Source organism: Bradyrhizobium ottawaense, from assembly GCF_002278135.3.
GTDB lineage: Bacteria > Pseudomonadota > Alphaproteobacteria > Rhizobiales > Xanthobacteraceae > Bradyrhizobium > Bradyrhizobium ottawaense.
The window spans coordinates 6,101,320-6,123,177 of sequence record NZ_CP029425.2 but is presented as its reverse complement, the minus strand read 5'-3'; the positions used below and the strand labels follow the sequence as shown (position 1 = coordinate 6,123,177).

Below are 21,858 nucleotides of genomic sequence, written 5' to 3'. Positions count from 1 at the left end.
TCCAGCATGGCTGATTTTGTCAGGATCCTGCAGGCCTACGATCAAGCCCCGTAGGGCCGACTGCGTCAGTCCGTGATACGGATGTCAGAGCAAGTCAAGACGCCGCCTCACCGCTAGACGGGCCCGTCAGCAACGGGCATCTTGAAGTCTCCGAATTCGGCCGGTGCGCGCACAATGCGTTGCGATCACCGGTCAGGGTTTGGGACCCATTCCTCCGCGGTTGCGTCCCAATGATGGGTGTCGTCGAAGTGCTTCCAGAGTGGCCGCCTCGACTTACTTTCACCGGTCTGTCGGTTTGCATTCGGTGCGCGGAGTTGGACGACGAGCGCCCCAGCCTTCATCACCCATTCGCGAGCGTTATATCGGGAGTTCCATCTGATTGCCGCGAGCATTGGATGCCTCCTTCAAAGTAAGAAGCCTTCGCCACTTTAGCCCGAGCCAAGACCCCAAGGATGTAAACCACTTCACAGTTGGTCAACATCTTCGGCATGGGTCACGTTGCCGCGCGATCAAAAGGCACGCGGCGAAACGCAGCATTGTGCTTGCGCGCGAAGGCGCGTCCTTTTGAGAAAGTGTAGTCTATCGCTGATGGGCGGCGCTCGATAGAGGCCAGCGCATGCTTGAGCTTTGGAACAGCTGGTACGACACCTTTGCCTCGGTGGAGGCGCTTGCCACGGTCATCATCATTGTCCTAGTGGCTGCAGGCGCTATTACGCTGGCAGATAGTCGGCGCCGATGAACGCGTCCGACAAAAGATTGATCCAGGGGAGACCTCGATAGAATTTCCGCATTACCGCCAGAAGCTGACGCTTCGGCCCTAGCGCGCGTGCAGCAGCGCCAGCAGCACGACGACGGCGCAGGCGAGTGCCGCGGAGGTCAGCTTCCAGAACATCAGCGGGCTGCGCTCCAATAGCGGCGTGATCCGCGTGTCCAGATAGGCTGGATTGGGCGTGCGAAGCTCGAAGACGAATTCGGACAGGTCCTCGTGCCGCTTGTAGGGATCGGGATGCAGCGCGCGGCGGAGCGCGCCGTCGATCCAGGCCGGCACATTGCGGTCGTCGTCTGCGGAGCGATATTTGAGCCTCCGCACGTCCGCCTTGCGCCGGATCCTGGCAATCTGGGCGCCGTAGGGAAGCTTTCCGGTCAGCATCTGGTAGCAGATCACCGCAAGCGAAAACATGTCGGAGCGCGGTGAGCCGCCTTGCCCGAGAAAATACTCCGGCGCCGTATACTGGACCGTGCCCAGGATTTCGTCGGCCTCGTCCCGTGGCGCAGCCTCCGCGACGCCCGCAACCCTGACCGATCCGAAGTCGATGATCTTCGCGGTGCCGGTCTTGTCGATCAGGATATTTTCGGGCCTGAGATCCTGATGCAGCATCTCCATGCGGTGGAAGGCGCGCAGGCCCGCGGCGATCTGCTCAATGATGCCACGCACGGTTTCGAGATCGGGGCGCGGATTGTCGGTCATCCACTGCTTCAGGGTCTGCCCCTCGACGAATTCGGTCGCGACATAGAGATAATTGCGGCGCCGCGACTGCGACAGCGGCTTCAGCACGTGAGGGCTGTCGATCCGGCGCGCGATCCACTCCTCCATCAGGAAGCGCTTGAGATAGGCGGCGTTGTCGCGCAAATCGACCGACGGCAGCTTGAGCGCGACCGGCTCCTCGGTCTCGGCATCGACGGCGAGATAGATGTGGCTGCGGCTGCTGCCGTGGATCTCGCGGACGATGCGGTAGCCGTCGAACATCGCGCGCGGCTCAGGCAGCGGAGGCAGCGGCAATTGTGACGTCTGATTGAAGATGCCGGCCGGCTCGCGCTGCGGCACCGCGTCGATGCGGATAATCTGGACGGTGATGTTGTCGTCGCTGCCGCGCCGGTAGGCTTCCTCGACGATCGCCCTCGCCGCACCGTCGAGCTCGCCTGCGTGCTCGTTCAGCGCGCTCGTGATGAAGCGCGCGTCGACGAATTCGTAAGCGCCGTCGGTCGCCAGCAGGAACGTGTCGCCGGCCTCGACCTCGAACGCCAGGTAGTCGATCTCGAGCTGCGGATTGATGCCGAGCGCGCGGCCGAGATAGGTCTGCTCCGATGACACGATGATGCGGTGATCGTCGGTCAGCTGCTCGAGCGCCTTGCCGGCGACGCGGTAGATGCGGCAGTCGCCGACATGGAAGATGCGCGCGGTGGTCGCCTTGATGACCATGGCGCTGAGGGTGCAGACATAGCCCTTGTCGCGGTCATAGGCATATTGGCTCTTGCGCGTCTGCGCATGCAGCCAGGAATTGGTGGCGTCCAGCACGCGGCGGGCGGAGGTCTTCACCGTCCAGGATTCCGACGTGCAGTAATAGTCCATCAGGAAGCTCTTGACCGCCGACTCGCTGGCGATCTGGCTCACGCTGCTAGAGGAGATGCCGTCGGCGAGGACCGCCGAGATGCCCTTCAGGCCGAGCAGCGGCTCCTCTGGAATGAGGACGCCGTGAAAGTCCTGGTTGACGGGCTTGCGGCCCTTGTCGGAGTGCTGGCCGACCGAAATCAGGAGTCCGCGGGTCATCGTCATCACCAGGAGAGGGGAGCCTCACCCTGCTCGGGCGAGGCTCCCCTGTCGAGACGTATTCGATCAGGCGGCGACGCGGGGCTTTGCAGCCTTGTCGACCTGGCGCTTCGGCAGGGTCATGACGTGCGTGGCGTAGAGGGTCATGCCGGTGAAGGCGAGGCCGCCGACGAGGTTGCCGAGCACGGTCGGGATCTCGTTCCAGATCAGATAGTCGAGGATCGAGAACTTCGCGCCGAGCAGCAGGCCGGACGGGAACAGGAACATGTTCACGACGGAATGCTCGAACACCATGTAGAAGAACACCAGGATCGGCATCCACATCGCGATGACCTTGCCGGGGACCGAGGTCGAGATCATGGCGCCGACGACGCCGGTCGAGACCATCCAGTTGCAGAGCATGCCGCGCAGGAACAGCGTCGCCATGCCGGCCGCACCGTGCGCGGCGTAGCCGAGCGTCCGGCTTTCGCCGATGATTCCGATGGCGGTCCCGACCTTGTCCGGCGGCTGCGTGAAGCCGAAGGTGGTGACGAAGGCCATCATGAAGGCGACCGTGAACGCGCCGGCGAAATTACCGATGAACACGAGGCCCCAGTTGCGCAGCACGCCGCCGATCGTGACGCCAGGACGCTTGTCGATCAGGGCAAGCGGCGAGAGCACGAACACGCCGGTCAGGAGGTCGAAGCCGAGGAGGTACAGCATGACGAAGCCGACCGGAAACAAGAGCGCGCCGACCAGCGGCTGACCCGTGTTGACGTTGATCGTGACGGCGAACCATGCGGCGAGCGTGAGGATGGCGCCGGCCATGTAGGCGCGGATGATGGTATCCCGGGTGGACATGAAGATCTTGGACTCGCCCGCATCCACCATCTTGGTGACGAATTCCGAAGGCGCGAGATACGACATCAATGGTTCCTTTTGCTTCGTAAGAGAGGTCGACGCGCACCTGGCGAGAGCGCGGCTGAACATCTTTGGCCGTGCGGGCTGGCTTGCCGCGCACGAGCGGTATGGAGAGTTGGAAGCCGTGAGAATCGCGTCACGAGGACTGAGCCGGTGAGGGCCGCGAAGCAGTGAGCTTCCGGGATGCAGCCGCCAGAGGCTGCAACAATGCGGCGAGCCGCAGTCTTCGTTGACGGCCCAGGAGAAGCAAGTCGCGTGCCGTTCGGGCCAACGAGAAAGATCAAGCAATCTCAATACGATGTGTTGCTGCTTGGTTGGCTGCCGACGTGCCCCGAGCCTTTTGCCTGGGCTGCTGCACAAGTTTTGTGCGACGCACAAGGATTGAGCAGGCCGCAAATTTCGCGTGCGGAGCGGGGGGTGCGGCAGTCTGGCGCGGTCACCGTAACCCCTTCATTGTCCGCCATTTTTGGCGATGAAGGGCTTGGCATGAAGCTTGAATAGTTCCGTGCCGACGCCATTGAAGCCGTCCCGCGAGACTTCTCATCCGACTTGCCGACGCCACCAGACGGGGGTCTCCCCCGTCGTGCGTTCGCATGCGCCAAAGACGGCGCCGCCGGACGGACGGGCTGCTCGTGTGCACTGACGCCATCAATTCTGCAACGACGCAAAGGACGACATATGACCAAGCGCACCCGCAGGCCCTCGGACAATGGGCTCAGCCGCCGCCAATTGTTGAAGGCCGCAGGCTCTACCGCCGCACTTCTCGCCGCCGCCAAACTGAATTTTCCCGCCGGCGCCTTCGCGCAGGACGCTGGCCCCGAGGTCAAGGGCGCCAAGCTCGGCTTCATCGCGCTCTCCGATGCCGGCCCGCTCTTCGTCGCCAAGGACAAGGGTCTGTTCGCCAAATACGGCATGCCCGACGTCGACGTGCAGAAGCAGGCCTCTTGGGGCACCACGCGCGACAATCTCGTGCTCGGCTCCGAGGGCAACGGCATCGACGGCGCGCATATCCTCACCCCGATGCCGTATCTGATCTCGGCCGGTAAGGTGACGCAGAACAACCAGCCGACGCCGATGTACATCCTGGCCCGGCTCAATCTCGATGCGCAGTGCATCTCGGTCGCCAAGGAATATGCCGACCTCAAGGTCGGCGTCGATGCCTCGCTGCTGAAGGCGGCATTCGAGAAGAAGAAGGCCGAGGGCAAGTCGGCCAAGGTCGCGATGACCTTTCCCGGCGGCACGCATGACCTCTGGGTTCGCTACTGGCTCGCCGCCGGCGGCATCGATCCGGACAAGGATGTCGAGACCATCACCGTGCCGCCTCCGCAGATGGTGGCCAACATGAAGGTCGGCACCATGGATGCGTTCTGTGTCGGTGAGCCCTGGCCCGGGCAGCTGGTGCACCAGGGCATCGGCTATACCGCCGTCAACACCGGCGAGATCTGGAGCAAGCATCCCGAAAAGTCACTCGGCATGCGCGCGGCCTGGGTCGACAAGAACCCGAAGGCTGCGAAAGCGATCCTGATGGCGGTGATGGAAGCCCAGCAATGGGCCGACAAGATGGAGAACAAGGAGGAGCTCGCCACCATCATGGCCAAGCGCCAGTGGATCAACTGCCCGGTCGAGGACATCGCCGATCGCGCCAAGGGCAAGTTCGATTACGGCCTTTCCGGCAAGGTGGTCGAGAACTCGCCGCACATCATGAAGTACTGGCGCGACCATGCCTCCTATCCATTCCAGAGCCACGACCTCTGGTTCATGACGGAGGACATTCGCTGGGGCAAATACGAGGCCGGCTTCGACAGCAAGGCGCTCATCGCCAAGGTCAACCGCGAGGACATGTGGAAGGATGCGGCCAAGACACTCGGCGTCGCGAGCTCCGACATCCCGACATCCACCTCGCGCGGCAAGGAGACCTTCTTCGACGGCAAGGTGTTCGATCCCGAAAATCCGGCAGCCTATCTGAAGTCGCTCGCGATCAAGCGCGTCGAAGTCTGATGGAGCCAGCGGCCGCCCATGGGCGGCCGCATCGTCCTTTGCAGCCGGAGAGATATTGCGATGAATATGCCTGCCACGAAGATTGAGGTCGAGACCGCGTCGCCTGCGGCCGTTGCCGCACCGGTCGTCGCGCTGACACCGAAGCGCCCGCCGCGCGCTGAAGCCTATGCGCGGATGGCGCGAGAAACTGCCGTGCGCGTGATCCCGCCGCTGGTCGTGATCGCGCTTTTGACGCTGGTGTGGGAGCTGGTCTGCCGTCGCGCCGGCTCGGCGCTGCCGCCGCCGTCACGTGTGTTCAAGGACACGAAGGAGCTGATCCTCGATCCGTTCTTCGACCATGGCGGCATCGACAAGGGCCTGTTCTGGCATCTCTCCGCCAGTCTCCAGCGCGTCGCCTTCGGCTATTCGCTCTCGGCGATCGCCGGCATCGCGCTCGGCGTGCTGGTGGGGCAGTCGGTCTGGGCGATGCGCGGGCTCGATCCGCTGTTCCAGGTGCTCCGCACCATTCCGCCGCTGGCCTGGCTCCCGCTGTCGCTCGCGGCCTTCCGCGACGGCCAGCCTTCGGCGATCTTCGTCATATTCATCACCTCGATCTGGCCGATCATCATCAATACCGCGGTCGGCATCCGCAACATCCCGCAAGATTATCGCAACGTCGCCGCGGTGGTGCAGCTCAACCCGCTCGAGTTCTTCGCCAAGATCATGATCCCGGCGGCGGCGCCTTACATCTTCACGGGCCTGCGCATCGGCATCGGGCTGTCCTGGCTCGCCATCATCGCCGCGGAAATGCTGATCGGCGGCGTCGGCATTGGCTTCTTCATCTGGGACGCATGGAACTCCTCGCATATCAGCGAGATCATCCTGGCGCTGTTCTATGTCGGCATCGTCGGCTTCGTGCTGGACCGCCTGATCGCGGGTCTCGGCAAGTTCGTCACCCGCGGCACCGCGCTGAACTGAGAGGAGAGGGCACATGACCGCTTATCTGAAGCTCGACCACATCGACAAGGTCTTTACCCGCGGTGCCGCCACCACGGAGGTGCTGAAGGAGATCAATCTCACGATCGAGAAGGGTCAATACGTCTCGATCATCGGCCATTCCGGCTGCGGTAAGTCGACCCTGCTCAACATCATCGCGGGGCTGACCAACGCCACCACCGGCGGGGTGCTGCTGGAAAACCGCGAGGTCAACTCGCCGGGGCCGGACCGCGCCGTGGTGTTCCAGAACCACAGCCTGTTGCCGTGGCTGACCGTCTACGAGAACGTCAGGCTCGGCGTCGACAAGGTCTTTGCCAGGACCAAGTCCCGCGCCGAGCGCGACGCCTGGGTCATGCACAATCTCAATCTCGTGCAGATGGCCCATGCCAAGGACAAGCGTCCTTCCGAAATCTCCGGCGGCATGAAACAGCGCGTCGGCATTGCGCGGGCGCTGGCGATGGAGCCGAAGGTGCTGCTGCTGGATGAGCCGTTCGGCGCGCTCGACGCGCTGACCCGCGCTCACTTGCAGGACTCGGTGATGGCGCTGCATCAGAAGCTCGGCAACACCATTTTAATGATCACTCACGACGTCGACGAGGCCGTGCTGCTGTCCGACCGCATCGTGATGATGACCAATGGGCCGAGCGCGCGGATCGGCGAGGTGCTGGAGGTGCCGCTGGTGCGCCCGCGCAAGCGGCTCGAGCTGGCCACCAACACCACCTATCTGAAGTGCCGCCAGCGCGTGCTCGAATTCCTCTACGAGCGTCATCGCTTCGTCGAGGCCGCGTAACGAAGAGTTAACGCAAGCGGATGCCTGCGCACAAATAATCGACATCTAGCTCAATCCTTGTGCGTCGCACAAGGATTGAGCGAATCGCAAATTTAGCGTGCGGAAAAGCCCTGCCAGAATTTCTGGCAATGCGAATAACGTCCTGAAATCACTGTATTTCCAGTGTGCGCGCAACTGGCACGGAAATTGAAATGTCTTTGCGCGACGCCAACGACGACGTCCCTCAACATCATCAATCAGCATCGTGAACTCGCCACCGGGGTGAAGCCTCGGAGCGCGCCTCCATGTGAGGCGGAGCCTGCAACGACGCAGCGGTGAGCCTGGAAGGGATACTCAATGACGAAGAATCCTACTTGGATTTCAGACTGGCGCCCCGAAGATGAGGCGTTCTGGAATGCGACCGGCAAGACGATCGCGCGACGCAACCTGATCTGGTCGATCGTGGCCGAGCATATCGGCTTCTCGGTCTGGCTGATCTGGAGCATCGTCACTACCAAGCTGCCGCAGGCAGGCTTTCACTACACCACCGACCAGCTGTTTCAGCTCATCGCTGTGCCGGGGCTCATCGGCGCCCTGATACGCTTTCCCTATACGTTCGCGGTCACGACGTTCGGCGGCCGCAACTGGACCATCTTCAGCGCGGCGATCCTGTTCATCCCGACCTTGTCGCTTGCCTATTTCGTGAGCCAGCCTGATACGCCGTTCTGGCTGATGCTGTTGATCGCCTCGACCGCAGGTCTCGGCGGCGGCAATTTCGCCTCCAGCATGACCAACATCTCCTTCTTCTTCCCTGACCGGATGAAGGGCTGGGCGCTCGGCTTGAATGCAGCCGGCGGCAATATCGGCGTCTCCAGCGTGCAGCTGCTGACCCCGATCCTGATGACGCTCGCCGTCTTCAACCTGTTCCAGGCAACCCCCGTCGACGGCATCTTCCTGCAGAATGCTGGCCTGATGTGGGTGCTGCCGATCGCGATCGCGGTGTTCGGTGCCGTGTTCTTCATGAACAATCTGACTACGGCGAAGTCGTCGGTGAAGAACCAGCTTGCGATCGTCAAGCGCAAGCACACCTGGATCATGGCGTATCTCTACATCGGTACGTTCGGCTCCTTCATCGGCTATTCGGCTGCGTTTCCGCTGCTGATCAAGACCCAGTTCCCGCAAATCACGATTGCGATCGCGTTCCTGGGGCCGTTGGTCGGCTCGCTGTCGCGTCCGCTCGGCGGCTGGCTCGCCGACAAGATCGGTGGCTCCATCATCACCTTCTGGAACTTCATCGTGATGGCAGGCGCAACGGTCGGCGTGCTCTACTTCGTCGGGCAAAAGGATTTCATCGGCTTCCTGTCGATGTTCCTGTTCCTGTTCGTGACGACGGGCATCGGCAACGGGTCGACCTATCGCATGATCCCCTCGATCTTCCGCGAAGAGAACCTGTTTAGGGTGCGCGGCAAGGGCGAGGCAGCGCGCGCGCTCGCGCTGAAGACGGCGAGCATCGAGAGCGGTGCAGCGGTGGGCTTCATCGGCGCGATCGGTGCCGTCGGCGGCTACCTGATCCCGACCGGTTTCGGCAAGTCGATCGCCCTGACCGGCGGCCCGCAGCTCGCGCTCGCGATCTATCTCGCCTTCTACGCCAGCTGCCTCGGCTTGACCTGGTGGTTCTACCTGCGTCGCGGCCCGCAGGGTGAGGGCGCCTCAAGCCTCGCCGAGGCGCGGGTCTGACACTTGGCACGAATGTCGCTTCTCCCCGTACGCGGGGAGAAGACTCTCTGATGACGTTTGACCCATGAACCTTGTTCGCAACGAAGCGCACCAAGGCAAACCGAAACAGACAGGAGAACCACATGACGCCCGAACAGATCACTCTCATCCAGCAGAGCTTCGCCAAGGTCGCGCCAATTTCGGAAGCTGCCTCCGTGTTGTTCTACGACCGCCTGTTCGAGGTGGCGCCGTCCGTGCGCGCGATGTTCCCTGAGGATATGACCGAGCAGCGCAAGAAGCTGATGGGGATGCTCGCCGCCGTCGTCAGCGGCCTGTCGAACCTGGAGACGATTCTTCCCGCGGCCTCCGCGCTCGCCAAGCGTCACGTCGCTTACGGCGCCACGGCCGAGCACTATCCCGTGGTCGGTGCGACCTTGCTGTGGACCCTGGAGAAGGGCCTTGGCGAGGCCTGGACGCCCGAATTGGCAAAGGCCTGGACCGACGCCTACGGCGTTCTGTCCGGCTTCATGATGTCCGAGGCCTATGGCGCGCAAGCGCAGGCCGCTGAATAGGAGATGCCTCGTGAGTGAACCGCTGGTCATCGTCGGTAACGGTATGGCGGCCGCGCGTCTGGTCGATGAGCTCGCCAAGACCTCGCTCGGCCGCTACGCGGTCGCGGTGATCGGCGAAGAGCCGCGGCTCGCTTACAATCGCGTGCTGCTCTCCTCCGTGCTGGCCGGCGAGACCGGCTCGCACGAGATCGAGCTGCGGCCGGCCGATTGGTGGCGCCATCGTGGCGTCACGGTCCGCTATGGCTATCGCGTCACCGAGATCGACACCGGCCGCCGCGAGCTCAAGATCGAGGGCGAGGAGAGCATGGAGTATTCCAAGCTCGTGCTGGCCACCGGATCGACGCCGCTGCGGCTCAATTTGCCGGGCGCCGATCTCGCCGGTGTGCACACTTTTCGCGATACGCGCGACGTCGACCTTTTGCTGACGCTGGCCGCTGCGAAGAAGCGTGTCGTCGTGGTTGGCGGTGGTCTGCTCGGACTTGAGGCAGCCTACGGCCTTGCCAAGGCCGGCGCGCCGGTAACGCTGCTGCATCTGATGGACCGGCTGATGGAGCGTCAGCTCGATGGGCCGGCCGCCGACCTGCTCAAGATGCTGGTCGAGCGCAAGGGCATCCGCATCCTGCTCAATGCCTCGACCGCCCGCATCCATGGCGATGGTCATGTCGAGGCCGTCGAGCTTGCCGATGGCAGCCGCATCGAGGCCGACGCGGTGATCTTCGCCGCCGGCATCAAGCCGAACGTGGCGCTTGCCAAAGACGCCGGCATCGCGGTCAACCGCGGCATCGTCGTCAACGATTTGATGCAGACGGCATCGCCCGACATCTTCGCGCTCGGCGAATGCGCCGAGCATCGCGGCACCTGCTATGGCCTGGTCGAGCCCGCCTATGAGCAGGCGAGGGTGCTGGCACGGCATCTGGCCGGCCGGCCCGCCGCCTACCAGGGCAGCGTGGTCTCGACCAATTTGAAGGTCTCCGGCGTCAGCGTGTTCTCCGCCGGCGATTTCATGGGCGGGGAGGGCAGCGAGAGCCTGGTGCTGACCGACCGCAGGCGCGGCACCTACAAGAAGCTCGTGATCGCCGACGGCCGGCTCACCGGCGCGGTGCTGATCGGCGATACCGTCGATGCGCTCTGGTATCTCGAGCTGATCCGCAATCGCGACAAGGTGGCGGCGATCCGGACCGACATGATGTTTGGTCGCGCGCTCGCGCGTTCTTCCAAGGCGGCTTGATAGAGCCGGCGTGACAGGGCAGCTTGATATGACGGCGATCGATCCCACGCTTCGTGCCACCAAGACGACCTGTCCCTATTGCGGCGTCGGCTGCGGCGTGCTGGCGACGCCGGACGGCATGGGCGGGGCGGCGATCGCTGGCGATCCTGACCATCCCGCCAATTTCGGCCGGCTGTGCTCGAAAGGCTCAGCGCTCGGCGAGACCGTTGGCCTCGAAAGCCGTCTGCTCTATCCGATGATCCGCTGCAAGGGCGTGCTCGAGCGCGTCGCCTGGAGCGATGCGCTCGATCATGTCGCCCATCGCATGCAGCACATCGTGGCGCGAGATGGCGCCGATGCGGTCGCGTTCTATCTCTCCGGCCAGCTCCTCACCGAGGATTATTACGTCGCCAACAAGCTGATGAAGGGCTTTGTCGGCACGGCGAATGTCGATACCAACTCGCGGCTCTGCATGTCGTCCTCGGTCGCCGGCCATCGCCGCGCCTTTGGCGCCGACACAGTCCCCGGCTGCTATGAGGATCTCGATCAGGCCGATCTGCTGGTCTTCGTCGGCTCGAACGCGGCCTGGTGCCATCCGGTGCTGTTCCAGCGCATGCTGAAGAACCGTGGGGAGCGTGGCGCGCGCATGATCGTGATCGATCCGCGCCGCACCGACACTGCGAGCGATGTCGATCTGTTCCTCGGCCTCAAGCCCGGCACCGATACCGCGCTGTTCTCCGGCCTGTTCGTCCATCTCGCCGACAATGGTGCGCTGGACCAGGACTACATCGCGCAGAACACGAGCGGTTTCGACGATGCCTTGGCGCGTGCGCGCAGCATCGCCGGCAGCGTCACTGCGACGGCGCTCGCGACGGGCCTCTCGGAGCAGGATGTCGCCACCTTCTTCAAGATGTTCCGCGACACGGACCGCGTCGTCACGCTGTATTCGCAGGGCGTCAACCAGTCGGCACAGGGCACCGACAAGGTCAACGCGATCCTGAACTGCCACCTCGCGACGGGACGCATCGGCAAGCCCGGCGCCTCGCCGTTCTCGCTCACCGGCCAGCCCAACGCGATGGGCGGCCGCGAGGTCGGCGGTCTCGCCAATATGCTTGCCGCGCATATGGGCTTCACGCCGCCCGACATCGATCGTGTCAGGCGGTTCTGGAAGGCACCGCGCATCGCCACCCATGAGGGGCTGAAGGCGGTGCAGCTGTTCGAGGCCATCCATCGCGGCGAGGTCAAGGCGCTCTGGGTGATGGGCACCAATCCCGCGGTGTCGCTGCCCGATGCGGACTTCGTGCGCGAGGCGTTGAAGAAGCTCGAGCTGTTCGTGGTGTCCGAGAACGTGCTCTCCAACGACACGGTCGATGCCGGTCCGCATGTGCTGCTGCCGGCGCTCGCCTGGGGCGAGAAGTCGGGCACCGTGACCAATTCCGAGCGCCGCATCTCGCGCCAGCGCTCGTTCCTGCCGGCGCCGGGCGAGGCGCGCCCCGATTGGTGGATCCTCAGCGAGACCGCCAAGCGCCTCGGCTTCGGCGACAGCTTCAACTACAAATCCGCCGCCGAGATCTTCCGAGAGCACGCCGCGCTCTCGGCGTTCGAGAACGAGGGCAGCCGCGATTTCGATATCGGCGCGCTGACCTCGCTGTCCGACGACGCCTTCGATGCCTTGAAGCCGGTGCAGTGGCCGGTGCGCGAAGGCGAGGCGTCGAGCGAGCGTTTCTTTGCGAAGGGCGGCTTCTTCACCAATGACGGCAAGGGCCGGTTCATTGCGCCGGAGGTGCCGTCGCTGCGCGGCGAGACCGGTGCCTCGCGCCCCCTCAGGCTCAACACCGGACGCATCCGCGACCAATGGCACACCATGACGCGCACGGGGCTCAGCCAGCGCCTGGGCGCGCATCTGCCGGAGCCCTTCGTCGAGATCCATCCTGATGATGCCGGCAAATACGGCATCGTTCACGACGGCTTTGCCCGCGTGACCACCGACTACGGTCAGTGCATCCTGAAGGTCGTCGTCAGTGACGGCACTCAGCGTGGCACATTGTTCGCGCCGATCCATTGGAGCGCAATGAATGCCTCGCATGGCCGCGTCGGAGCGCTGGTGCAGTCCTTCACCGATCCGTTCTCGGGGCAGCCGGAATCCAAGGCGACGCCGGCCGCGATCGCGCCTTATGAATTCGTCTTCCGCGGCTTTGCGCTGTCGCGGAAGCAGCTCGATCTGCCGCCGAACCTGTTGTGGACCCGCGTCACGGTCACCGGCGGCTTCGGCTATCTCTTCGCCGACAACGCCGACCTTTCGCGCTGGCCGGCCTGGCTCGAGAGCGTCGCCGGCGAGGACGTCGCCGACTATCGCGACTTCGGCGGCGGGGTCTATCGTGCGGCGTCGTTCGCGGGCGATCGCATCGAGACCTGCCTGTTCGTCGGCCCCGCGCATGATGCGGGCGACTGGGAGGTGGTGAAGAGCCTGTTCGTGGCCGACCTCGTCACCGACGATCAGCGCCGCATGCTGTTGTCAGGCAAGTCCGGCGAAGGCGCCGCCTCGACCGGGCCGGTCGTCTGCGCCTGCTTCGGCGTCGGCCGCGGCACCATCTGCGAGACCATCGCGGCCGGCGCGCGCTCGGCTGCCGAGATCGGCGCCAAGCTCAAGGCCGGCACCAATTGCGGCTCCTGCATTCCGGAACTGAAGCGCCTGATCGCAGCGACGGACACGGCGCCGGTGAAGCAGGCGAAGGTCGCGGGCGCGGTGGGGTAGGCCTCGTGCCTCGGACGCAGCGCAGCGCGTAGCGGTGCGCTGCAGAGCCGAGGCCCATCTAGAAGCGAGTGTTTGGCCTTTCTGGGTCCCGGCTCTGCGCAGCAGCGTTTCACGCTGCAGCGCGTCCGGGACGCGAGGGTGGCGTGGACGCAGCCATTCCCCCGGCCCAATCGACGCGCCCTCGATTGTGCCCTATGGTGCCGCGGCTTCCCCCTCAACACGCCCAAAAACAACAATGATGTACCTGGAAACGCCGCCGCGCCTGATCGAGACGAGGCTTTTCTCCGCGATGCCCGAAAAGTTCCGCCGCAAGGGCGTGCGGACCGATTGGGCTGACGCCAACCGGCCGAATGTGCCGACCGACAGCTTCATCGAAGGACCGTCTTTCGACAGCGACGGCAATCTCTACATCGTCGACATTCCCTTCGGCCGCATCTTTCGCATCGCGCCTGATGGCGAATGGTCGCTCGTGATCGAATATGAGGGTTGGCCGAACGGACTGAAGATCGCATCTGATGGGCGCATCCTGGTGGCCGACTACAGGCACGGCATCATGGAGCTCGACCCCAACGCCGGTCGCATCAAGCCCGTCCTGACCGCGCGCAATTCAGAATCTTTCCGCGGTTGCAACGACCTGCATCTTGCTTCCAACGGCGACATCTATTTCACCGATCAGGGCCAGACCGGCCTGCACGACCCCAGCGGTCGCGTGTATCGTCTCGCATCGAACGGCCGGCTCGATTGCCTGATCGACACCGGCATCAGCCCGAATGGCCTGGTGCTCGATCTCACCGAAACCGTACTGTTCGTCGCGATGACGCGCGACAACGCGGTGTGGCGGTTGCCGTTCATGAAGGACGGCAGTGTGTCCAAGGTTGGCCGCTTCTGCTCGCTGTTCGGCACCAGCGGTCCCGATGGCTTGACCATGGACGCCAGGGGTCGCCTGTTCGTCGGCCATGCTTCGCTCGGCCACGTCTTCGTGTTCGCGCCGAACGGCGAATTGCTTGCGCGGATCAAGTCGTGCGAGGGGCCGAATTGCACCAATGTGGCGATCGGTGGCGAAAGCGGGAATCGGCTCTATATCACGGAGTCGTCGACTGGCAGCGTGCTGGTTGCGGATATCGGCGGACTGTGAGCTCTAACATGAACACAAAATTCTTCGGCAAAGCCGGCGCCAAAGTCTCCGTCATCGGGCAGGGCACCTGGTATCTCGACCATGGCGACCGCAAGCGCGCGATTGCGGCGCTTCAGCGCGGGCTCGATCTCGGCATGACCCACATCGACACCGCCGAGATGTATGGCGATGCCGAGCTCGTCATTGCCGATGCGATCACGGGCCGCCGTGATGAAGTGTTCCTCGTCTCCAAGGTGTTGCCGAGCAACGCGTCGCGCCGCGGCACCATCACCGCCTGCGAGCGTTCGCTGAAGCGGCTCAAGACCGATCATCTCGATTGCTATCTCCTGCACTGGCGCGGTTCCTATCCGCTCGAAGACACCGTCGCCGCGTTCGAGGAGCTGGTGAAATCAGGCAAGATCAAATCCTGGGGCGTGTCCAATTTCGATGCCGATGATCTCGACGAAATTCTCGACGTCGCGGGCGAAGGTCGTATCGCCTGCAATCAGGTGCTCTATCATCTGAAGGAACGCGCGATCGAGCATGCGGTGATCCCGTGGTGCGAGCAGCATGGCGTCGCCGTCGTCGCCTACTCGCCGTTCGGTCACGACGATTTTCCGGATGCGCGCAGCAAGGGCGGTGCCGTGCTGGAGCGCATCGCAGAGGCGCGTCGCGTGACGCCGCGTCAGGTCGCGCTCAGCTTCCTCACCCGTGCGACTACGGTGTTCGCGATTCCGAAGGCCTCGTCCCCCGAACATGCCGGCGAGAATGCGGCGGCCGGTGATCTCGCGCTAACGAAAGACGAGATTACGGCGCTCGATGCGGCGTTTCCGCGCGGGCCGAAGCCGCGCAGCCTGCCCATGCTGTAATGCACAAACGCCCATTATTAACGGAGCATTGACGCGCGCGGCGGCCTGCGCATATCGGCATCCTGTTTTCGGAAGTTGTGAACGCGGCGCATTTGTCGTTTTTTACCACCGTTCTCGATCGCATTTTCCCGGGTTCCAGCCGTGACACCGCCGCCCGCCGCAGCCGCAAGGCTCGACAGTATCCCCATGCCCGTGCCGGAGAAGAAGCAGACGGCTCGCCGCGCGCCCGCGCGTGTCGACCATCCCTTCAAGGGCATTGCGCTGGTGCTGCTGTCGACGATCTTCCTCGGCTGCTCCGACGTCACCGCGAAATATCTGTCGACCAGCCTGCCGTCGATCGAGATCACCTGGATCCGCTTCGTCACGTTCGCGCTGATGTTCACGCCGGTGATGCTGCCGGGCTCTCCGCTCCATGCGATGCGCACCGAGCGGCTCGGCCTGCAACTGATGCGCGGTGCCGCGCTGCTCGGCTCCTCGCTGTTCTTCATCACCGGCCTGCGCTTCCTTCCCATCGCGGAAGCCTCCGCGACGGGCTTCGTCTCGCCGCTGTTCGTCACTGCGCTCTCGATCGTCTTCCTCAGCGAGACGGTGGGCATGCGACGCTGGATCGCGACCGCGATCGGCCTGACGGGCGTGCTGATCATCCTGCGGCCGGGCTCGAGCGCGTTTCACGCCGCCGCGTTCTTCCCGATCGTCTCTGCGTTCTGCTGGGCCGCCGCGCTGATCCTGACGCGGATGATGAGCGGGCGTGAAGCCGTGCTCACCACGATGGCGTATTCTGCGCTCACGGGCGTTGCGATCCTTTCCGTGATGGTGCCGTTCGTCTGGGTCACGCCGAGCTGGACCGCGATCGGGCTCGGCATCGTGATCGGCGTCGCCTCCACCGTCGGCCAGTGGATCATCGTGCTGGCCTATCGCTATGGCGATGCCTCGGTGCTGGCGCCGTTCTCCTACACCCAGTTGCTGTGGGTCAGCATTCTCGGCTTCTTCATCTTCGGCGAGGTCCCCGATCTCTGGACGGTCGTCGGCGCGGCCTTCATCGTCGCCAGCGGCCTCTACATCGCTCATCGCGAGCGTATCCGCCGCGCCCAGTTGCTGGTGCTGGAAGAGCGTTCCCCGAACCCCTGACGCAAGTTCGCGCGCCCTGTTACGTGCTATCAACGGCTCCAACAATGCGGGAGGAGCCGGATGCGCGCTGCGATTTTCAGGAACGGCGAGATTGTCGTCGACAGGATGGCCGATCCGAAGCCGGGCCCCGGCCAGGTGCTGGTCAAGACGCTCGCCTGCGGCATCTGCGGCTCCGATCTGCATGCGCGCCAGCATGCGCCGCGGATGGTGGAGATGGCCAGGAAGACCGGTCGCACGCCGATGGATCTGTCGCGTGACGTCGTGTTCGGTCACGAATTCTGCTGCGAGATCGTCGATTACGGCCCCGGCACGGAACGCAAGTTCAAACCGGGGACACATGTCTGCTCGCTGCCTGCGCTGGTGACGCCGGAAGGCATCAAGGGGATCGGCTATTCCAACGACCTCGTCGGCGGCTATGCGGAGCAGATGGTCTTGAGCGAGCCGCTCCTGCTCGAGGTGCCCAACGGTCTTGCGCCGGAGCATGCGGCCTTGACCGAGCCGCTCGCAGTCGGCGTTCACGCCGTGGCGAAAGCCAACATCCGGGGCGGCGAGGTGCCGCTCGTCATCGGTTGCGGCCCTGTCGGGCTCGCGGTGATCGCGGCGCTGAAGATCAAGGGGCTGCACCCCATCGTCGCCGCCGACTATTCGCCGGCGCGCCGCGCGCTAGCGGCAAAGCTCGGCGCCGATATCGTCGTCGATCCCAGGGTGTCGCAGCCCTATGCGACCTGGGCCGAGCACGCGCAGATGTCGGATGCCGAGAAGGCGGCGCGGCCGCCGTTCCAGCTCATGCTGCCGGCGCTGAAGCCTGCGATCATCTTCGAATGCGTCGGCGTGCCCGGGCTGCTGCAGCAGGTGTTCGAAGGCGCGCCGCGCGATGCTCGGATCGTGGTGGTCGGCGTCTGCATGGAGACCGACAAGAGCGAACCCATGCTCGGCATCATGAAGGAGCTCAACGTCCAATACGTGCTCGGTTATACGCCGGACGAATTCGCAGGCTCGCTGCGGCTGATCGCGGAAGGGCAGGTGGATGCGGCGGCGATGGTCACGGCCGAGGTCGGCATCGACGGCGTCGCCAAGGCCTTCGCCGATCTCGCCAATCCTGAAGCCCACACCAAGATCATCGTGCAGCCGTGGCGATGACGGTACTGCGTAGGGTGGGCAAAGACGCAGAGCGCCGTGCCCACCATGCATCCGCGTTCCTGGTGAGATTGGTGGGCACGCTTCCGCCGTCGCTCTTCGAGCTATGGCGGACAAGCCGCTTTGCTCAACCCACGAAACCTTTCTCAATATTTTGCCGGCACGTACATCTCCGGCGGGACCGGCCCGCGGTGGTAATCTGGGTTCCGCACGCGCGCCGGCAGCACCACCGGGACCCGCGCGACCTCCTGGTATGGCATCTGGCTCAGCAGATGCGCGATGCAGTTCAGCCGCGCGCGCTTCTTGTCGACGGCATCGACGATCCACCACGGTGAATCCGGAAGGTGCGTATGCTCCAGCATGGTCTCCTTGGCCTTGGTGTAGAGCTCCCAGCGGCTGCGGGCCTCGACGTCCATCGGGCTCAGCTTCCACTGCTTCAAGGGGTCCTTGATGCGCATGGTGAAGCGGAACTGCTGCTCGTCGTCGGTGATCGAGAACCAGTATTTGACCAAAATGATGCCGGAGCGGATCAGCATCCGCTCGAACTCCGGCACCGTCTGGAAGAACTCCTGGTATTGCTCGTCGGTGCAAAAGCCCATCACGCGCTCGACGCCGGCGCGGTTGTACCAGCTGCGATCGAACAGCACGATCTCGCCGCCGGCCGGCAGATGGGACACGTAGCGCTGAAAATACCATTGCGTGCGCTCGCGCTCGCTCGGTGCTGGCAGCGCGGCGACGCGGCAGATGCGCGGATTGAGGCGCTGGGTGATGCGCTTGATCACGCCGCCCTTGCCGGCGGAGTCGCGGCCCTCGAACAGCACCACGACCTTCTTCTTCTCGCTCTGGACCCAGTCCTGGAGCTTGACCAGTTCGCCCTGGAGCCGCAGCAACTCCCGGAAATAGAGCTTGCGGTCGACCGCCGGGCCCAGCGTATCGGTCTCCTCCAGGAGCTCGTCGAGACGCGCATCGTCGAGCTCCATCTCCAGCTCTTCGTCGAGATCGTCGGTCATTTCCCGAATAATGCGCTCGCGTTTGGCCATTTCAGGGGTGCGGTCGGATGCGGTCATGGGTCCTTCTCTCGGCTCGGGTGCCAGTCGCCGAGGACCATCGGTGGCGTCTATTGCACCCATGTGACAGCCGCCGCTATCACACCGGCAGAGCGATCGAATACTTCACCTGGCTCAGCGCAAAGCTCGACTCGATCGAGGCGATGCCGTCGAGCCGGGTCAGCTTGGTTTTGAGGAAGGTCTCGTAGGAGGCGAGGTCGGCCGCCACCACGCGCAGGAGATAGTCGCGGTTGCCGGTCATCAGATAGCATTCCAGCACCTCGTCCCATTTCGAGATCGCGCGGGCAAAGCGGTTGAGATCCTCCTCCTTCTGCCGCGCCAGCTTGATCGAGATGAAGACGCTGACATGCAGGCCGAGCGCCTTCTGGTCCACGGTCGCAACGTAGCGGCTGATGACGCCGCGCTCCTCCAGCAGCTTGACCCGGCGATGGCAGGGCGAGACCGAGAGGCCGACCTTGTCGGCGAGTTCCTGCATGGTCAGCCGGCTGTCGGCCTGAAGCAATGCGAGGATCTTTCGGTCGATGGCGTCTAGCTCTGGCATTGGGATAAAACCTGCATATTTTGGGTAGTTATTAGTATGATATCCCAATATGATCAGGTATTGCGCGAAAAATTGAGAAGTTTGGCGCCCCTCGCAGGCGTATCATCGCCCCACCTGTTTTCCGGGAGCCTTTGCCATGCCCGTCGATACCGCCCGCCTCGACACCTTGACCGCGCTTAGCCGCAAGGCGCTGTGGCTGTCGTCCTGGACCATCCACCACGCCAACCACATCCGCCCCAACGCCGACGGGTTGAAGGTCGGGGGACATCAGGCCTCGTCCGCCTCGCTCGCGACCATCATGTCGGCGCTGTATTTCCACGTGCTGCGTCCCGAGGACCGCGTCGCGGTGAAGCCGCATGCGAGCCCGGTGTTCCACGCCATCCAGTATTTGTTCGGCCGGCAGAGCCGCGAGAAGCTGGAGAACTTTCGCGGCTTCAAGGGCGCGCAGTCCTATCCCTCGCGCACCAAGGACGTCGACGACGTCGATTTCTCCACCGGCTCGGTCGGCCTCGGCGTCGCGCAGACGCTGTTCGCCTCGCTGGTGCAGGATTACGTCAAGGCGCATCGCTGGATGAAGGATCGCCGCGAAGGGCGGATGATTGCGCTGGTCGGCGACGCCGAGATGGACGAGGGCAACATCTGGGAGGCGCTCGCCGAGGGTTGGAAGCACGGCCTGCGCAACACCTGGTGGGTGGTCGACTACAACAGGCAGTCGCTCGATGCCGTCGTGCGCGAAGGGCTCTGGGAAAAGTTCGAGACCATGTTCCGCAATTTCGGCTGGGACGTCGTCATCGTGAAATACGGCCGCCTGATGCGCGAGGCCTTCGCCGAGCCCGGCGGCGAGGCGCTTAAAGCTTGGATCGACAATTGCCCGAATGCGCTTTACGCCGCGCTCTGCTTCCAGGGCGGCGCCGCGTTCCGAAAACATCTGCACGACGAGATCGGCGACCAGGGGCCGATTACGAAACTGATCGACAGCCGCAGTGACGAGGAATTGCTGGCGCTGATGTCCAATCTCGGCGGCCACGACATGGCGAGCATGCTCGATGCGTTCGAATCCATTGATCACGATCGCCCGGTCTGCTTCATCGCCTACACCATTAAGGGCGTCGGCCTGCCGTTCCAGGGCCACAAGGATAATCACGCCGGCCTGATGACGGTCGCGCAGATGGAAAAATATCGCGACAGCCAGAACATCCGGCCCGGGCATGAATGGGAGAAGTATGAAGGCCTCGCGCAATCCGCCGCCGAGCTCGACGCGTTCCTCGCGCGCGTGCCGTTCAACCAGGACGGCCGCCGGCTAACCGCGCCCGTCGTCGAGGTGCCCCAGCAGCTCGCGTTCAAGCCGTCGCCGCAGATGTCGACCCAGCAGGGCTTTGGTCTCGTGCTGAATGAGATCGCCCGCGGCGACAGCGAACTGGCCAATCGCATCGTCACGACCTCGCCCGACGTCACGGTCTCGACCAATCTCGGTCCCTGGGTGAACCGGCGCGGCTTGTTCGCGCGCGCCGAGAAGGCGGACTTATTCCGCAGCGAGAAAATTCCCTCCACCTTCAACTGGGACTTTTCGCCCAAGGGCCAGCATCTCGAGCTTGGGATCGCCGAGATGAACCTGTTCATCATGCTCTCGGCGCTCGGGCTGTCGCACCAGATCAACGGCGAGCGGCTGCTGCCGGTCGGCACGCTCTACGATCCCTTCATCGAGCGCGGGCTCGATGCGCTCAACTACGCCTGCTACCAGGACGCGCGCTTCATGGTGGCGGCGACGCCGTCAGGCATCACGCTCGCGCCCGAGGGCGGCGCGCACCAGTCGATCGCAACGCCCCTGATCGGCATGGCGCAGGACGGGCTCGCCTCGTTCGAGCCGGCTTTTGTCGACGAGCTCGCCGTGATCATGGCTTTCGGTTTTGAACACATGCAGCGCGATCCGGGCGAGGGCGGCTCGGTGTATTTGCGCCTCTCGACGCGCAGCATCGAGCAGGTGCAGCGGATCATGACGCCGGAGCTTGCGCAGGGCATCACCGACGGCGCCTATTGGCTGCGTAAGCCTGGCCCCAATGCCGAAGTCGTGATCGCCTATACCGGCGCGGTGGCGCCGGAAGCGATCGAGGCGACGGGCTTCGTCGGCGAGAGCCGGCGCGACATCGGCCTGCTCGCGATCACCTCGGCGGACCGCCTCCATGCGGGCTGGACCGCCGCACGGAAATTGCGGCGCGACCGCCGCGGCGTGCAGCATCTCAGCCACATCGAAAAACTGCTGGCGCCGCTGCCGCGCGACTGCGGCATCGTGACCGTGATCGACGGCCATCCGTCAGCGCTCGGCTGGCTCGGCAGCGTCCGCGGCCACCGCGTCGAGGCGCTCGGCGTCGAGCAGTTCGGCCAGACCGGCACGATCGCGGACCTGTATCGGCACTACGGCATCGACGCGAACGCCATCATCGATGCGGCCGAAAGCCTCACCACCGGCGCGCCGGTGCTGCATCGGAAGATGGCGGTGTAATTGAAAAAACTCGGTTGTCATTCCGGGGCGCGCGAAGCGCGAGCCCGGAATCCATAACCACC

Annotated in this window: 16 protein-coding genes; 12 read left to right on the top strand and 4 right to left on the bottom strand. The window is 64.0% G+C overall.

Features of this window, described 5'->3' with window-relative positions:
- Window positions 1-817: 817 nt before the first annotated feature.
- Window positions 818-2,554 carry a bifunctional protein-serine/threonine kinase/phosphatase gene (locus CIT37_RS28980; RefSeq protein ID WP_161966557.1) on the bottom strand — a complete coding sequence of 579 codons (1,737 nt, stop codon included), beginning with the start codon at window positions 2,552-2,554 and terminating at the stop codon, window positions 818-820.
- A gap of 60 nt (window positions 2,555-2,614) precedes the next feature.
- Window positions 2,615-3,454, bottom strand: a complete 840-nt coding sequence (locus CIT37_RS28975; RefSeq protein WP_028144315.1) for a formate/nitrite transporter family protein — start codon at window positions 3,452-3,454, stop codon at window positions 2,615-2,617.
- Between the two features lie 672 nt (window positions 3,455-4,126).
- On the opposite strand from CIT37_RS28975, the gene CIT37_RS28970 reads away from it, so the two are divergent.
- The 11 genes from CIT37_RS28970 to CIT37_RS28920 all read left to right on the top strand — a co-directional run bounded on the left by CIT37_RS28970 (window position 4,127) and on the right by CIT37_RS28920 (window position 17,691).
- The gene (locus CIT37_RS28970) at window positions 4,127-5,446 is read left to right on the top strand and encodes a CmpA/NrtA family ABC transporter substrate-binding protein (protein WP_095426383.1); all 1,320 of its coding nucleotides are present in this window, start codon (window positions 4,127-4,129) and stop codon (window positions 5,444-5,446) included.
- A 60-nt stretch (window positions 5,447-5,506) separates the two neighbouring features.
- Window positions 5,507-6,403 carry a nitrate ABC transporter permease gene (gene ntrB, locus CIT37_RS28965; RefSeq protein WP_028144313.1) on the top strand — a complete coding sequence of 299 codons (897 nt, stop codon included), beginning with the start codon at window positions 5,507-5,509 and terminating at the stop codon, window positions 6,401-6,403.
- Between the two features lie 13 nt (window positions 6,404-6,416).
- Window positions 6,417-7,211, top strand: a complete 795-nt coding sequence (locus tag CIT37_RS28960; protein ID WP_028144312.1) for an ABC transporter ATP-binding protein — start codon at window positions 6,417-6,419, stop codon at window positions 7,209-7,211.
- A 336-nt stretch (window positions 7,212-7,547) separates the two neighbouring features.
- Entirely contained in the window at window positions 7,548-8,927 is a 1,380-nt protein-coding gene (locus tag CIT37_RS28955) for an MFS transporter (RefSeq protein ID WP_028144311.1), read from the top strand.
- Window positions 8,928-9,049: 122 nt separating this feature from the next.
- A complete protein-coding gene (locus tag CIT37_RS28950; RefSeq protein WP_038947012.1) occupies window positions 9,050-9,478 on the top strand; it encodes a globin family protein in 429 nt (142 codons plus the stop codon).
- Window positions 9,479-9,488: 10 nt separating this feature from the next.
- On the top strand, window positions 9,489-10,706 hold the full coding sequence (locus tag CIT37_RS28945) for an NAD(P)/FAD-dependent oxidoreductase (RefSeq protein ID WP_167456578.1): 1,218 nt from the start codon (window positions 9,489-9,491) through the stop codon (window positions 10,704-10,706).
- Window positions 10,707-10,734: 28 nt separating this feature from the next.
- Window positions 10,735-13,440: a nitrate reductase gene (locus CIT37_RS28940; RefSeq protein WP_095426381.1), complete on the top strand. Its 2,706-nt coding sequence runs from the start codon at window positions 10,735-10,737 to the stop codon at window positions 13,438-13,440.
- A 238-nt stretch (window positions 13,441-13,678) separates the two neighbouring features.
- Complete coding sequence (locus CIT37_RS28935) at window positions 13,679-14,575, top strand: SMP-30/gluconolactonase/LRE family protein (RefSeq protein WP_095426380.1); 897 nt, start codon at window positions 13,679-13,681, stop codon at window positions 14,573-14,575.
- 8 nt (window positions 14,576-14,583) lie between these two features.
- The gene (locus CIT37_RS28930) at window positions 14,584-15,423 is read left to right on the top strand and encodes an aldo/keto reductase (RefSeq protein ID WP_028144307.1); all 840 of its coding nucleotides are present in this window, start codon (window positions 14,584-14,586) and stop codon (window positions 15,421-15,423) included.
- 186 nt (window positions 15,424-15,609) lie between these two features.
- Window positions 15,610-16,551, top strand: coding sequence for a DMT family transporter (locus CIT37_RS28925; RefSeq protein WP_028144306.1), 942 nt, complete (start codon window positions 15,610-15,612; stop codon window positions 16,549-16,551).
- Window positions 16,552-16,611: 60 nt separating this feature from the next.
- Entirely contained in the window at window positions 16,612-17,691 is a 1,080-nt protein-coding gene (locus CIT37_RS28920; RefSeq protein ID WP_095426379.1) for a zinc-binding dehydrogenase, read from the top strand.
- A gap of 143 nt (window positions 17,692-17,834) precedes the next feature.
- On the opposite strand, the gene ppk2 is transcribed toward CIT37_RS28920, so the two are convergent.
- Both ppk2 and CIT37_RS28910 read right to left on the bottom strand, forming a co-directional pair.
- Window positions 17,835-18,755: a polyphosphate kinase 2 gene (ppk2, locus tag CIT37_RS28915; protein WP_038971857.1), complete on the bottom strand. Its 921-nt coding sequence runs from the start codon at window positions 18,753-18,755 to the stop codon at window positions 17,835-17,837.
- 79 nt (window positions 18,756-18,834) lie between these two features.
- On the bottom strand, window positions 18,835-19,296 hold the full coding sequence (locus tag CIT37_RS28910) for an Lrp/AsnC family transcriptional regulator (RefSeq protein ID WP_028144303.1): 462 nt from the start codon (window positions 19,294-19,296) through the stop codon (window positions 18,835-18,837).
- 136 nt (window positions 19,297-19,432) lie between these two features.
- Between CIT37_RS28910 and CIT37_RS28905 the strand changes: the two genes are divergently transcribed.
- The gene (locus CIT37_RS28905) at window positions 19,433-21,796 is read left to right on the top strand and encodes a thiamine pyrophosphate-binding protein (RefSeq protein ID WP_095426378.1); all 2,364 of its coding nucleotides are present in this window, start codon (window positions 19,433-19,435) and stop codon (window positions 21,794-21,796) included.
- Window positions 21,797-21,858: the final 62 nt, after the last annotated feature.

Bases quoted from the DNA above. Each gene is read 5' to 3' on its own strand.
- CIT37_RS28960 (WP_028144312.1), top strand. From the start codon at position 6,417: ATGACCGCTTATCTGAAGCTCGACCACATCGACAAGGTCTTTACCCGC.
- CIT37_RS28980 (WP_161966557.1), bottom strand. From the start codon at position 2,554: ATGACGATGACCCGCGGACTCCTGATTTCGGTCGGCCAGCACTCCGAC.
- ppk2 (WP_038971857.1), bottom strand. From the start codon at position 18,755: ATGACCGCATCCGACCGCACCCCTGAAATGGCCAAACGCGAGCGCATT.
- CIT37_RS28910 (WP_028144303.1), bottom strand. From the start codon at position 19,296: ATGCCAGAGCTAGACGCCATCGACCGAAAGATCCTCGCATTGCTTCAG.
- CIT37_RS28905 (WP_095426378.1), top strand. From the start codon at position 19,433: ATGCCCGTCGATACCGCCCGCCTCGACACCTTGACCGCGCTTAGCCGC.
- CIT37_RS28920 (WP_095426379.1), top strand. From the start codon at position 16,612: ATGCGCGCTGCGATTTTCAGGAACGGCGAGATTGTCGTCGACAGGATG.
- CIT37_RS28970 (WP_095426383.1), top strand. From the start codon at position 4,127: ATGACCAAGCGCACCCGCAGGCCCTCGGACAATGGGCTCAGCCGCCGC.
- CIT37_RS28940 (WP_095426381.1), top strand. From the start codon at position 10,735: ATGACGGCGATCGATCCCACGCTTCGTGCCACCAAGACGACCTGTCCC.
- CIT37_RS28935 (WP_095426380.1), top strand. From the start codon at position 13,679: ATGTACCTGGAAACGCCGCCGCGCCTGATCGAGACGAGGCTTTTCTCC.
- CIT37_RS28925 (WP_028144306.1), top strand. From the start codon at position 15,610: ATGCCCGTGCCGGAGAAGAAGCAGACGGCTCGCCGCGCGCCCGCGCGT.
- ntrB (WP_028144313.1), top strand. From the start codon at position 5,507: ATGAATATGCCTGCCACGAAGATTGAGGTCGAGACCGCGTCGCCTGCG.
- CIT37_RS28975 (WP_028144315.1), bottom strand. From the start codon at position 3,454: ATGTCGTATCTCGCGCCTTCGGAATTCGTCACCAAGATGGTGGATGCG.
- CIT37_RS28930 (WP_028144307.1), top strand. From the start codon at position 14,584: ATGAACACAAAATTCTTCGGCAAAGCCGGCGCCAAAGTCTCCGTCATC.
- CIT37_RS28950 (WP_038947012.1), top strand. From the start codon at position 9,050: ATGACGCCCGAACAGATCACTCTCATCCAGCAGAGCTTCGCCAAGGTC.
- CIT37_RS28955 (WP_028144311.1), top strand. From the start codon at position 7,548: ATGACGAAGAATCCTACTTGGATTTCAGACTGGCGCCCCGAAGATGAG.